This is a genomic window from Kitasatospora sp. NPDC043949, assembly GCF_056435365.1.
On sequence record NZ_JBWKEQ010000044.1, the window covers coordinates 26,732 to 39,624 of the forward strand.

Genomic DNA, 12,893 nt, shown 5'->3' on the forward strand with positions numbered 1-12,893 from the left:
TGCCCCTCTCCCCCACCCCCCCCCCCCCCCCCCCCCCCCCCCCCCCCCCCCCCCCCCCCCCCCCCCCCCCCCCCCCCCCCCCCCAACAGCTGGTCAACTCCGCCAGTCGAAGGAGGCGTTGTTGTTGTACGTTTCCTTCAGCTGGAACCAGCTGGACATCGGAGTGAGCGTGTCTCGGGCGCCCTGGCACCAGCTTTTGAAGAAGATGACAGCGTTGTACCGGGTATCGCGGTTCTGCGCGGAGGCGGCATTGTTCTTTACCCCCTGGCCGGATCCGTTGCCCTGGTCGGGGCAGAAGGAGAGGGGCTCCGGATTGGTGTGCGGGTCATCGCCTCCGTACGGCTCATCGGCGAAGTTGTTGACACCGGACCCGAAGTTCCGGTGTGACCCGGAATATGAGGAGTTGTACCAGAGAGTGAAATTGAAACGGCTCTCGGTTTGGGCGTTGCACGCGTCCGGGCTCTGGTGGTTATCCGCGCCGTTCGCGTGTGCAGCGGGAGCCGAGAGAACTCCGATCGCCAACGCGGCCGCGGTTCCGGCAAGGGTCGTACGAAGAGATCGCGATATTGCCATGATGTTTCCCCCTTCATGGTGTGCGGATATGCTTCGCAGTCCATGGAAATGGACAGATTAATCCCTTGGGGAGAACATGTCCGTACATGGCGGCAGAGTCCCGCCAAAGCCCCCTGCGGCAGATGCCGCCATTTCAACCCCCCGGAAGAAATCCTCATCGATTAGAGCACGTCCAGATCGGGCAAAGTGGCCATTTCGGCACTTTGCTTTGTAACGATCAGGTCTCTTTTGAAATGGGCTGGCCAGGTTGTCTTCCATAGGGATGCAGCCTGCCCGTTGATTGACAGGGGTGGAAGGTAGGCAAACCAGCTGATCAGAGGGTGCGTGAACGGCAGGGCCGTTGCGAAGTCGTGAGTGTGCCGGCAGGGCGATGCCCAGGAGGTCGATCTTGATGGTCAGGCCGCCGTGGACACCAGAACTCACCGGCATCAGCGGGGCCAGAGCGGACAACCTCATCAGTTCCCTGGGAACACAACTCACCACCCTGCCAGACGAAACTCGCCAGCGCAGGTCAGCGGTTCGCTCCGGCCGAAGGGTAAGGGCGGGGTAGGAGCGGCGCCACGAGAGTGCGCCAGCCAGGCCGCCGAACCGATGCCACATCGCCGCATCGGCGCCAAAGCGGCTTAGCAGCGGCAGCGTAGTCGCCACGACCGGCAGAGCTCGGTGGCAGTCGCGGGCGCTGATCCCCTGTTCTCGGTAAGGCGGCGCGTAGCAGGCCGACTTGGAGGCAGCCTCCACCGTCTAGACGAGTAAGTCCCGAGTTCGGCCCCGTAAAAGGGGTGAGGGCCTCAATGATCCGTTTGTGACGACAGACCTTGAGACCCTCTTGACCGCACTGTACGTGAAGATCGACGACGAGATCGGAGGAACGCGATGGATGGGACGGCCTCCCTTGCTCAGCGACTCCGAACTCGTCTGCCTGTCGGTGGCCCAGGGCTTGCCGGGCTTCCATTCGGAGGCGCGCTGGCCGCGTTTCGCCCGCACGCGCCTGGCGGACCTGTTCCCGTACCTGCCGCAGCAGTCCGGGTACAACAAGTGCCTGCGCTCGGCGTTGCCACTGGTCAAGCGCATGATCCGAGAGCTGGCGGCGGACAGCGACTTCTGGACGGACACGGTGTGGATCACCGACTCCACCCCGGTGCCGTGCGGCATGTCGCGCCCGACCGTCCAGAGCTCGAACCTGGCGGGCTCGGCGGGCTACGGCTACTGCGCCTCCGACTCCCGCTTCTTCTGGGGCCTGCGCCTGTACCTGGTCTGCACGCCGACGGGCATGCCGGTCATGTGGGCGCTGGCCAACCCGAAGATCGGCGAGCGCGAGGTCCTGGCCGCGATGCTCGAAGTCGACGCCGCCCTGGTAGCCCGGCGCGAGGGCATCCTGCTCATCTCCGACAAGGGATTCGCCTCGAGGACGTTCGAGAAGGAGCTCGCCGAACTCCGCATCGAGTTGCTGTGGCCCTCGCTCAAGCGCGAGAAGAAGCGCCACGGCGAACCGATGCTCAAGAAGGTCCGCCAGCTGATCGAGTCGGTCAACGACACCCTCAAAGGGCAGCTCGACCCGGAACAACACGGCGGCCGGACCCTCGAGGGCGTCGCGATCCGGGTCGCCCAGCGCATCCTGGCGATGGCCGCCGGTATCTGGCACAACAATCGGATCGGCCCACCAGTCACCCGATCGCTGATCGCATTCGATCACTGATCACATCGGACTCATTCGTCTAGAGGCAGCGGAGCAGCCCCCGGCAGTCCGTCTTCGTCTTCTCCTTCGTCTCCTCCGGGGTTCGCGAGCTGAGGCGGATCGGGCCGGTTGGAGTTGGTGCGCCGACGGGCCGCAGAGTGTCGGTTGACCCGACGCGTGCGGTCTGGCGCGCAGGTGGAGTCTCTGGGACACAGATGGTCGGCTCGGGACGCCTGGTGACGGACGCTGAGGAACTTGATTGCGGCTTCGCAAAAGCGCTCGGCTGGGAGACCCCGGCCGAGCGCGCAGCAGCCGGGACAACGGCGCACAGCCGACGACTACCCATCGTCACGTGGTCAAGAGTGCTTTGTAGCGGTTCAGGCCAGTGAGAGGTCCTATGTCGAGATCGAACTCAGCGCACTCCCATTTCACATCGCGAGCCCCAGGGTCTATCGACACGAGCCAGTCGAACGCGTTTCCGCAGGTCAGCGGAGTGCTGACCTGCGGAAACGATAAGAGATCGAACTGCGTTTCCGCAGGTCGGAGAGCCTTTAGAGGTCGTAGTACAGCTCGAACTCGTGCGGGTGGGGGCGGAGGGCGATGGGGGCGATCTCGTTGGTGCGCTTGAAGTCGATCCAGGTCTCGATCAGGTCCGGGGTGAAGACGTTGCCGGCGAGCAGGTACTCGTGGTCGGCTTCCAGGGCGTCGAGGACGGCCGGGAGGGAGGCGGGTACCTGCGGGACGTTGGCGTGCTCCTCGGGGGCCAGCTCGTAGAGGTCCTTGTCGACGGGCTCCAGCGGCTCGATCTTGTTGCGGATGCCGTCGAGGCCGGCCATCAGCATGGCGGCGAAGGCCAGGTACGGGTTGGAGGAGGGGTCGGGCGCGCGGAACTCGATGCGCTTGGCCTTGGCGTTGGAGCCGGTGATCGGGATGCGGATCGCGGCCGAGCGGTTGCGCTGGGAGTAGACGAGGTTGACCGGCGCCTCGAAGCCCGGGACCAGGCGGTGGTAGGAGTTCACCGACGGGTTGGTGAAGGCCAGCAGCGAGGGGGCGTGCCGGAGCAGGCCGCCGATGTAGTAGCGGGCGGTGTCGGAGAGGCCGGCGTAGCCCTGCTCGTCGTAGAAGAGCGGCGAGCCCTCGGTCCACAGCGACTGGTGGACGTGCATGCCCGAGCCGTTGTCGCCGAAGATCGGCTTGGGCATGAAGGTGGCCGTCTTGCCGTTGCGCCAGGCGACGTTCTTGATGATGTACTTGAACAGCATCAGGTCGTCGGCGGCGTGCAGCAGGGTGTTGAACTTGTAGTTGATCTCGGCCTGGCCGGCCGTGCCGACCTCGTGGTGCTGGCGCTCGACCTCGAGGCCGGACTTGGCCAGTTCGAGCGACATCTCGGCCCGCAGGTCGGCGAAGTGGTCCACCGGCGGGGTGGGGAAGTAGCCGCCCTTGTACTTGACCTTGTAGCCGCGGACGTCGCCCTCGGCGGCGCCGGAGTTCCAGGCGCCGGCCTCCGAGTCGATGTGGTAGAAGGACGCGTTGGCGCTGGTCTCGAAGCGGACCGAGTCGAAGACGTAGAACTCGGCCTCGGGCCCGAAGAACGCGGTGTCGGCGATGCCGGAGGAGGCGAGGTAGGCCTCGGCCTTCTTGGCGACGTTGCGCGGGTCGCGGCTGTAGGCCTCGCCGGTGACCGGGTCCTGGATGAAGAAGTTGATGTTGAGGTGCTTCTCGACCCGGAAGGGGTCGAGCCGAGCCGTGGCGAGGTCCGGGACCAGGGCCATGTCGGACTCGTGGATGGCCTGGAAGCCGCGGATCGACGAGCCGTCGAACATCAGGATCTCGGACGGGTCGAAGGTCGCCGCAGGTACGGAGAAGTGCTGCATGACGCCAGGCAGATCGCAGAAGCGGACATCGACGAACTTCACGTCGTTGTCCTGAATGAACTGCTTCACTTCGGCGGCGTTGTTGAACATCCATCCTCCTCGGCGTGCGAATGTGGCTCACCCTAGGAACGGGCCGTTTCCGGCCGGTGACCCGGTCGTTTCATAAATGTTAACCACGCCCGCCGATCGGGTGGCAAAGATGTACGGGACGGGGCAAAACGTACCGCCGTCAGGCTCGGCTCTCCACAAGTGGTCTGGACCACTTGGAAAGCTCCGGCGGCACGATTCACCCGCCCGTGGCGTTCGGGGGAGCCGGTGGCGGTCCGGACGGGTCGCCCGGTTAGTGTGGATTCGTGGACACCAGAGAAGCGTTGGGATCGTGGATCGACGGCCCGAAGGCGGCCGCCGAGAAGATGGGGGCCGACTTCGGCTTCCGCGGCGAGCGCCTCGGCCTGCCCAAGGAGGGCCCCGGCTCGATCGCGGGCCCCGGCCGCCGGATCGGCGCCCTGTTCGTGGACGGCTGGCTGGTCGCGCTGATCGCCTACGGGCTGATCGGCAAGGGCAGCCCGGCCGAGGCGAACCTGTGGACCAGCCCGCTCTACTTCCTGGTCGCGGCGGTGCTGCTCGCCACCACCGGGACGACCGTCGGCAAGCGGCTGTTCGGCCTCCGGGTGATCCGCCTGGACGGCGGCCGCGCGACCATCCCGCAGGTGCTGCTGCGCACCTTGCTGCTCTGCCTGGTGGTGCCGCCGCTGGTCTGGGACCGTGACACCCGCGGTCTGCACGACAAGGCGGTCGGCACCGTCGAGGTCCGGATCTAGTCGGGATCTGTCGAGGCCCTGACCCGGTCCGGATCCAGGGCCGGACGACCTTGCCGCACAACACTGAACGGCCCCGCTGCGGGATCTCCGCGGCGGGGCCGTTCAGTGTTGTGGTCGGGGGAGCGTCAGCGGGCCTGGCCGCCCTTGGGCATCCGGGCACCCTTGGGCATCGGGCCCTTGGGGATCGGCGCCTTGGAGAGCAGGTCGCCCAGGGCGCGCAGACGGTCGTTGGTCTCGGTGACCTGGGACGCGGTGATGGCGCGGGGCAGTCGCATCAGGTGGATCTGCAGCTTCTTGAGCGGGATCTCGCCCTCGCCGGTACCCACCACGATGTCGTGCACCGGCACGTCGCCGACGACCCGGGCCATCTTCTTCTTCTCGGAGGCCAGCAGCTGGCGCACCCGGTTCGGGTTGCCTTCGCCGATCAGCGCGATTCCGGCCCGGCCTACCGCGCGGTAGACCGCGTCCTGGTTGCGGGTGACCGCGACCGGGGTGGAGTTGGAGCTCCAGCCGCGTCGGATGTTGTTCAGCACCGCCGCAACGGCGCCCGGCTGCCCTTCCATCTGTCCGAACGCCGCGCGTTCGGCCCGGCGCCCGAAGACGATCGCCATGGCCAGGAAGGCCACGATGAAGCCCAGGATGCCCAGGTAGATCGGGTGGTCGATTGCGAAGCCGATGGCGAGGAACACGCCGAAGGTCAGCAGGCCGACGCCGGCGATGATCAGGCCGATCTTGGTGTCGACCTTCTTGGTCATGGTGTACGCCAGGCGGATCTGCTTCAGTCGCCCGGGGTTCTCGGATGTTTCCCTCGCCATAACGCTCATGGTACGTGGCACGGGTACGGGATAACCAAGCCCGGGTACCCGTTCGCCTCGATCCGTGACTCGTGTGCCCTGTGTCGTCGCACACAGCGACCGTCTGCCACGGCGAACGGCCCCCGGCGCGGTCGCGTCGAGAACGTCGCCGTCGAGAACGTCGCCGTCGAGAACGTCGCCGTCGAGAACCGTGGAGAACTGTAGAGAACCGTCGGGGACGTCACCGTCGTGGCGGTGACGTCGTCGCCGCCCGCGCGTCGTGGCGGCGGTCCGCCGCGTACTGGCGGTTCTCGCAGACCGCCGCCCAGGCGTTGCGCCGGGCCTGCTGCTGGCCACCCGCCAGCAGGACGCTCTCGGCGAGCCGCAGCGCGACCCCCACCGACCGGATGCGCATCCGCATGCCGAACAGCTCCCCTCGTGGCTGAGAAGAATCGAACGATCGCAACGAGTCCATCGTCACCATCCCGTGTTACCAGGCGGTGACCAGGCAGTCAAAGCGCGGTGAAAACCACAAGGGCGGAGCCGAGGCTCCGCCCTTCGTCCGCATGCGGGTGGCTCAAAAGCACCGGATCAGCAGGATCGGCAGGATCAGCCGACCCCGCTGCCCCAACCGACCCAGCCGGATCAGACCGCGGCCTGCGCGCGCCGCTCCAGCGCCTGCCGGTACAGTCGCCCGGCCCGGTAGGAGGAGCGCACCAGCGGGCCCGACATGACCCCGGCGAAGCCCAGCTCCTCGGCCTCCTGCTGGAGCTCGACGAACTCGTGCGGCTTGACCCAGCGCTCCACCGGGTGGTGGCGCAGCGAGGGGCGCAGGTACTGGGTGATGGTGATCAGCTCGCAGCCGGCGCCGACGAGGTCGGCCAGTGCCTGGCTGACCTCCTCGCGGGTCTCGCCCATGCCGAGGATCAGGTTGGACTTGGTGACCAGCCCGGCCGCGCGGGCCTGGGTGATGACGTCGAGCGAGCGCTCGTAGCGGAAGGCCGGGCGGATCCGCTTGAAGATCCGCGGCACCGTCTCGACGTTGTGCGCGAGCACCTCGGGGCGGGAGGAGAAGACCTCGGCCAGTTGCTCGGGCACCGCGTTGAAGTCGGGGATCAGCAGCTCGACGCCGGTGCGGCCGCTCTCGCGGTCGGCGGTCAGCGCGTGCACCTGGCGTACGGTCTCGGCGTACAGCCAGGCGCCGCCGTCCGGCAGGTCGTCGCGGGCGACGCCGGTGATGGTGGCGTAGTTGAGGTCCATCGTGACGATGGACTCGGCGACCCGGCGCGGCTCGTCCCGGTCGAACTCGGCGGGCTTGCCGGTGTCGATCTGGCAGAAGTCGCAGCGGCGGGTGCACTGGTCGCCGCCGATGAGGAAGGTCGCCTCGCGGTCCTCCCAGCACTCGAAGATGTTGGGGCAGCCGGCTTCCTGGCAGACGGTGTGCAGCCCCTCCTTCTTCACCAGCGACTGGAGGGCGTTGTACTCCGGCCCCATCTTCGCGCGGGTCTTGATCCACTCGGGCTTCCGCTCGATGGGGGTCTCGCTGTTGCGGACCTCCAGGCGGAGCAGCTTCCTGCCGTCGGGCGCGACAGCGGACACGTGCGACTCCTAGAACTAGACGGGGTACCCCCAGGGTACGCCTGTGGTTGTAAGGCCTTTGCGCGGCCTGTTGCCCCGCAATCGCAGGGCAACAGAGCTACTGGCCGGTAGATTCCCGGGGGAGAACCCGGAACAGGACACGGGGAAGAATCCGGAGCAGGACCCGAGGACGGGCCCGAGGGCGGACTCGGATGAGGACCCGGGTGAGGGCCCGGGCCCGGGTCAGCGGGTGAGCGCGGGTTCGGGCAGCTCCGCGAACACGTCCGCCAGGTGCCGCTCGACCATCGGCAGCGCCTCGCCGACGGTGAAGTCGCGCCCCAGCTCACCGGCGAGCGAGGCGACGCCGGCGTCCCGGATGCCGCACGGCACGATCCGGTCGAACCAGGTCATGTCGGGGTCGCAGTTGAGCGCGAAGCCGTGCATGGTGACCCCGCGGGCGACCCGGACGCCGATCGCGGCGAGCTTGCGGTCGTCGCCGCGCTGGCCGGCGTTGGACGGCGCGTACTCGGGGCCGGCCAGCCGCGGGTCGATGCCCAGCGGCAGGCCCATCCGCAGGGTCAGCTTGCCGATGTCCACCACCTGCGCCGGGTCCACCACGGCGTCCGGGATGGACTCGCCCAGCACCCAGACGCCGCTGCGGCCCTCGACCCGGGTGGTTCCGACGCCGAACCCGGCGCAGGCGCGGATCAGCGCCTCCTCCAGCCGGCGGACGTAGGCGACCACGTCGATCGGGTCGGGCAGCTTGACGATGGGGTAGCCGACCAGCTGGCCGGGGCCGTGCCAGGTGATCTCTCCGCCCCGGTTGACCTCGACCACCGGGGTGCCGTCCAGCGGCAGGTCGGCGGGATTGGTGCGCTTGCCCATCGTGTAGACGGGCTGGTGCTCCAGCAGCAGCACGGTGTCGGGGATCTCGTCCGCGACTCGCAGCGCGTGCAGGCGCTGCTGCTCCTCCCAGGCCTCCTGGTAGGCGATGGCGCCCTCGCCTGTCCCCATTCGAACGAAACGCACGTTCTCGCTCACCGCTGCCGCTCCTTGCCAGGCGTTCGAGACCAACCTCGCCACTGTACGCCCACGCCCGTACGGACGGTTCAGCCGCCCGTACGGGACGTTCGGGCACCCGCACGGGCCGCGCCCGCAAGGGCCGATCAGCCCTCCGCAAGGAGGTCGATCAGCCCCCGGCGAGGACCGTTCAGCCCCCCGCGAGCAGTTGCAGCCGCAGCGCCAGCTGGAGTTCGAGCGAGCGCTCGGGGTGGTTCCAGCCCGGGCCGAGCAGCGCCTCGACCCGGTCCAGCCGTTGGACGACGGTGTTCACGTGGACGTGCAGTTCGTCCTTGGCGCGGGTGAGGCTGCCGCCGCAGTCGAAGTAGGCGCGCAGGGTGCGGACCAGTTCGGTGCCGCGCCGGGCGTCGTAGGCGAGCAGCGGGCCGAGCGCCGAGCCGACGAAGCCGTCCACGTCGTGCCCGTCGCCGAGCAGCACCCCGAGGAAGCCCAGCGCGCGGGCCGAGGCGCCCTCCCCGGCGCGGCCGAGCACCCGCAGCGCCCGGACGCAGCGCAGGCCCTCGGCGTACGAGGCGGCCAGCGCGGGCGGGCCGGCGGCCGGACGGCCGGCGCCGACGGTGACCGGGAACCCGGCCAGCCGGGCCAGCCGCTCGGCGGCCTGCCGCGCGGCCTCCTCCGGGTCGCCGGCCTCCGGCACCAGCAGCACCACCGCCTCGCCGTGCTCGGCGCTGACGCCCCGGGAGCCGAACAGGTACCGCCGGGCGGCGCCGGCCAGCCGGCCGCGGTCGGGGACGGGGGGCCCGGCGGGTTCGGCCGGTTCGGCGACCAGGACCAGGTGCGGGCGGGCGAGGTCGACGCCGAGCCGGCGGCCGCGCGCGGTGAGCCCGGCCGGATCGCGGTCGGGGGCGGTCAGCAGGTCGGTGAGCAGTTCGCCGCGGACCCTGTTCTCGGTCTCGGCCACCGAGCGGCGCAGCAGCAGGAGCAGCGCGGTCACCACGCTGGCCCGTTCGAACAGCCGCCGGTCCGCGTCGTCGAGGCCGGGGCGTCCGCGCAGTACCAGGGTGCCGAGGGCGTCGTGCCCGGCCAGCACCGCGCACACCCACAGCTCGCCGTGCCGGACGGACCGCCCCTCGGCCCGGGACGCGGCGACCGCCTCCGCCAGTTCGCCGGCGGGTGCGGACCGCCCGGCCAGCGGCTCGCCCTCGGCGTCGAGGACCGCTATCTCGCCGCCCAGCAGGGCCGCGACGGCGGCGGCGACGTCCGGAACCTCGGCGCCGCGCAGCACCAGGTCGGTGAGCCGGTCGTGGGCCTGCTCGGCGCGCTGGACGGCGGCCGAGTGGGCGCGGACCAGTTCGTTGGCGCTGTTCAGTTCGGCGAGCGCGGCCCGGGTGTCGGCCAGCGACTTGGCGGTGTCCAGGGCGATCGCGGCGTGCGCGGCCAGTGTGCACAGCAGTGCCACCTCGTCGGGGGAGAAGGCGCGGGGCGAGCGGTCGGCGGCGAACAGTACCCCGATGACCTCGCCGCCGAGCAGCAGCGGCACCCCGATGATCGCCACCAGGCCCTCGTCGAGCACGCCCGCGTCGATCGTGCCGGTGTGGTGGAACCGTTCGTCGGTGCGGTAGTCGGGGGTGGCGTACGGGCGGGCGGTCTGCGCGACCAGGCCGCCCAGGCCGTGGCCGAGACTGAGCCGCAGGGTCTGGAACAGGACGGAGACGGAGCCGTCGGTGACCCGCATGTAGGTGTCGCCCGCGGCCTCGTCCGGCAGGGTCAGGTACGCGGTGTCGGTGCCGAGCAGCATCCGGGCGCGGCGGACGATCGCCTGGAGCACGGTGTCCAGCTCCCGGGAGGCCGCGAGGTCCCCGGCGGTGTCGAACAGTGCGGTCAACTCCGCCTCCCGGCGCCGGTGTTGACGCAGCGTGCGGTGCACCCGCAGGGCCTGCCAGGTGGCGTCGTCGATCTCGGCGAGGACGGCGGCCGGCGCCCCGCGGCGGCGGGCGTCGGCCAGCACGTCGGCGAAGTCCTCGGTGGCGGCACCGGAGGCGAGCAGGTCGAGCAGCCGCCGCAGCGCGGGCGCGGCGCTTTCGTGAGGGTGGTTCATGGTGCGTGCCGCCAATCGGCGTCGGGTCCGGCGGAAGCGCGATCGTAGCGGCTCCGCCGTCAGGCGGTGGCGGGCTTGGCCGCCACGGCGGCGGCCTCCGCCTCCACCGCCGCCTCGACGTCCGCCAGGTCGCTGCCCCTGGTCTCCCGCCCGCACAGCACCGCCAGCACGGTGATCGCCGCCGCGATCGCCACGTACACCGAGATCGGGGTGGCGTTGCCGTAGTCCTTGAGCAGCGCGGTCGCGATCAGCGGCGCGGGCGCGCCGGCGGCCACCGAGGCGAACTGGGCCCCGATCGAGGCGCCCGAGTAGCGCATCCGGGTGGCGAACAGCTCGGAGAAGAACGCCGCCTGCGGTGCGTACATCGCGCTGTGGAAGACCAGCCCGACCGTCACCGCGACCACCAGCTGTCCGAACGACCTGGTGTCCACCAGCCCGAAGAAGACGAACGCCCAGACGCCCACCCCGACCGCGCCCACCAGGTACACCGGCTTGCGTCCGACCCGGTCGGACAGTGCTCCGAACAGCGGGATCAGCGCGAACTGGATCGCGGAGCCGATCAGTACGGCGTTCAGCGCGGTCTGCTTGGAGAAGTGCGCGTGGGTGACGGCGTACGTCAGCACAAAGGTGGTCATCACGTAGTACGAGATGTTCTCCGCCATCCGCGCGCCCATCGCCACCAGCACCTCCCGCCAGTGGTTGCGCAACACCGCCACCAGCGGAGGCTGTTCGGCGGTCCTCCGCTGCTGCTGGGCCGCCAGCGCCTGCTTGAACAGCGGCGACTCGTCCACCGCCAGCCGGATCCACAGCCCGACCCCGACCAGCACCGCCGACAGCAGGAACGGCACCCGCCACCCCCACGACAGGAACGCGTCCTCCGACAGCACCGCCGTCAGCAGCGACAGCACCCCCGCCGCCAGCAGGTTCCCGGCCGGCGCCCCGCCCTGCGGCCACGACGCCCAGAACCCGCGCCGCCGCTGGTCCCCGTGCTCCGACACCAGCAGCACCGCCCCGCCCCACTCCCCACCGAGCGCGAAGCCCTGCACCAGGCGCAGCACCGTCAACAGCACCGGCGCCGCCGCCCCGATGGAGCTGTAGGTGGGCAGCACCCCGATCAGCGTGGTCGACCCGCCCATCAGCAGCAGGCTGACGACGAGCAGCTTCTTCCGCCCGACCCGGTCCCCGAAGTGCCCGAACACCAGCGCCCCGATCGGTCGCGCGGCGAACCCGATCGCGTAGGTGAGGAAGGACAGCAGCGTCCCCGTCAGCGGATCGGTGTTCGGGAAGAACAGCTTGTTGAACACCAGCGCGGCCGCTGTTCCGTACAAGAAGTAGTCGTACCACTCGATGGTGGTCCCGATGAGACTGGCGGCCACGACCCGAGGGAGTGAGCGGGTGGCTGCCGTGGCTGGTGCGGAGGCGTTCATGGTCACCACTTCCGGGCCGGGGGGGGGATGTCGCCCCAGGGACGTCGCCCCGAGGAGTGTCGTCCCGAGGGGCGCCGCCCCAAGGGACGTCGCCACAAGGTAGGGAGGCGCGTTCCCCGGGACTATGTGGGCCGCCCACATAGTCCCGGGGGTCAGCCTGGGGAGGACGGCCAGGTGCCGCCGCTCAGTGCGCCGTCCAGCCGCCGTCGACGGGGAGGCTGGCGCCGGTGATGTAGGAGGCGGGCGGGGAGCAGAGCCAGAGGGCGAGTTGGGCGATCTCCTCGGGCTCGATGAGGCGCTTGACGGCCGTGCGTTCGAGCATGATCTGCTCGACGACCTCGTCCTCGCGGATGCCGTGGGCGAGCGCCTGGCTCGCGATCTGCTTCTCCACCAGGGGAGTTCGGACGTAGCCCGGGTTGATGCAGTTGCTGGTGACGCCGTAGGGGGCACCCTCCAGGGCGACGGTCTTGCTGAGGCCCTCCAACGCGTGCTTGGCGGTGACGTAGGCGGACTTGAAGGCGCTGGCCCGCAGGCCGTGGACGGAGGAGATGTTGACCACCCGGCCCCACTCCTGCTCGTACATGTGCGGGAGAGTGCGGCGCAGGATGCGGAACGGCGCCTCGACCATGACGCGTTGGATGAGGGTGAAGCGGTCGGGCGGGAACTCGTGGACGGGCGCGACGTGTTGGAGGCCGGCGTTGTTGACCACGATGTCGGCGTCGGCCGGCAGGGCCTCCACGGCCTCCGGGTCGGCGAGGTCCGCGACGACGGCGCGGCCGCCGATCCGCTCGGCGAGCTCCCGGGCCGGTCCGGCCGCGAGGTCGACGACGTAGACCCGGGCGCCGGCCTCGGCGAAGGCCTCGGCGCAGGCCCGGCCGATGCCCGAGGCGGCCCCGGTGACCAGGGCCGTCCGGCCGTCGAGCGGGCGGGCTGTAGTGGTGTCCATGGCCGAGAACGCTAGGAAATCCGGGGGCCCGGCTCCCATGTGGTGGTCCACCACAGCAGCCCGGTGGGTTGTGGTGTTCACCGCCAC

The 12,893-nt window shown here is 69.9% G+C and carries 11 protein-coding genes; 2 read left to right on the forward strand and 9 right to left on the reverse strand.

What is annotated here, in order from left to right:
- Positions 1–93: 93 nt before the first annotated feature.
- Entirely contained in the window at positions 94–573 is a 480-nt protein-coding gene (locus tag AC07AL_RS29105) for a hypothetical protein (RefSeq protein WP_478318774.1), read from the reverse strand.
- An 802-nt stretch (positions 574–1,375) separates the two neighbouring features.
- Here AC07AL_RS29105 and AC07AL_RS29110 point away from each other — a divergent pair.
- A complete protein-coding gene (locus AC07AL_RS29110; protein WP_478318775.1) occupies positions 1,376–2,269 on the forward strand; it encodes an IS982 family transposase in 894 nt (297 codons plus the stop codon).
- Between the two features lie 530 nt (positions 2,270–2,799).
- On the opposite strand, the gene glnA is transcribed toward AC07AL_RS29110, so the two are convergent.
- A complete protein-coding gene (glnA, locus tag AC07AL_RS29115; RefSeq protein ID WP_063347323.1) occupies positions 2,800–4,212 on the reverse strand; it encodes a type I glutamate--ammonia ligase in 1,413 nt (470 codons plus the stop codon).
- Positions 4,213–4,475: 263 nt separating this feature from the next.
- On the opposite strand from glnA, the gene AC07AL_RS29120 reads away from it, so the two are divergent.
- Entirely contained in the window at positions 4,476–4,943 is a 468-nt protein-coding gene (locus AC07AL_RS29120; protein ID WP_350885262.1) for an RDD family protein, read from the forward strand.
- Positions 4,944–5,068: 125 nt separating this feature from the next.
- Here AC07AL_RS29120 and AC07AL_RS29125 read toward each other — a convergent pair whose 3' ends face one another.
- From AC07AL_RS29125 to AC07AL_RS29155, 7 genes are all read right to left on the reverse strand, one after another.
- Complete coding sequence (locus AC07AL_RS29125) at positions 5,069–5,758, reverse strand: DUF4191 domain-containing protein (RefSeq protein ID WP_063347321.1); 690 nt, start codon at positions 5,756–5,758, stop codon at positions 5,069–5,071.
- 220 nt (positions 5,759–5,978) lie between these two features.
- Complete coding sequence (locus tag AC07AL_RS29130; protein WP_363580931.1) at positions 5,979–6,158, reverse strand: hypothetical protein; 180 nt, start codon at positions 6,156–6,158, stop codon at positions 5,979–5,981.
- A 224-nt stretch (positions 6,159–6,382) separates the two neighbouring features.
- Complete coding sequence (gene lipA, locus AC07AL_RS29135; protein WP_063347320.1) at positions 6,383–7,336, reverse strand: lipoyl synthase; 954 nt, start codon at positions 7,334–7,336, stop codon at positions 6,383–6,385.
- Between the two features lie 222 nt (positions 7,337–7,558).
- Positions 7,559–8,329 (reverse strand): lipoyl(octanoyl) transferase LipB, encoded by a 771-nt coding sequence (gene lipB, locus AC07AL_RS29140; protein ID WP_400805695.1) that lies wholly within the window; start codon positions 8,327–8,329, stop codon positions 7,559–7,561.
- Positions 8,330–8,525: 196 nt separating this feature from the next.
- Positions 8,526–10,433, reverse strand: coding sequence for a helix-turn-helix domain-containing protein (locus AC07AL_RS29145; protein ID WP_478318776.1), 1,908 nt, complete (start codon positions 10,431–10,433; stop codon positions 8,526–8,528).
- A 59-nt stretch (positions 10,434–10,492) separates the two neighbouring features.
- Positions 10,493–11,860 carry an MFS transporter gene (locus AC07AL_RS29150; RefSeq protein WP_363628811.1) on the reverse strand — a complete coding sequence of 456 codons (1,368 nt, stop codon included), beginning with the start codon at positions 11,858–11,860 and terminating at the stop codon, positions 10,493–10,495.
- 184 nt (positions 11,861–12,044) lie between these two features.
- A complete protein-coding gene (locus AC07AL_RS29155; RefSeq protein ID WP_363580939.1) occupies positions 12,045–12,806 on the reverse strand; it encodes a 3-hydroxybutyrate dehydrogenase in 762 nt (253 codons plus the stop codon).
- Positions 12,807–12,893: the final 87 nt, after the last annotated feature.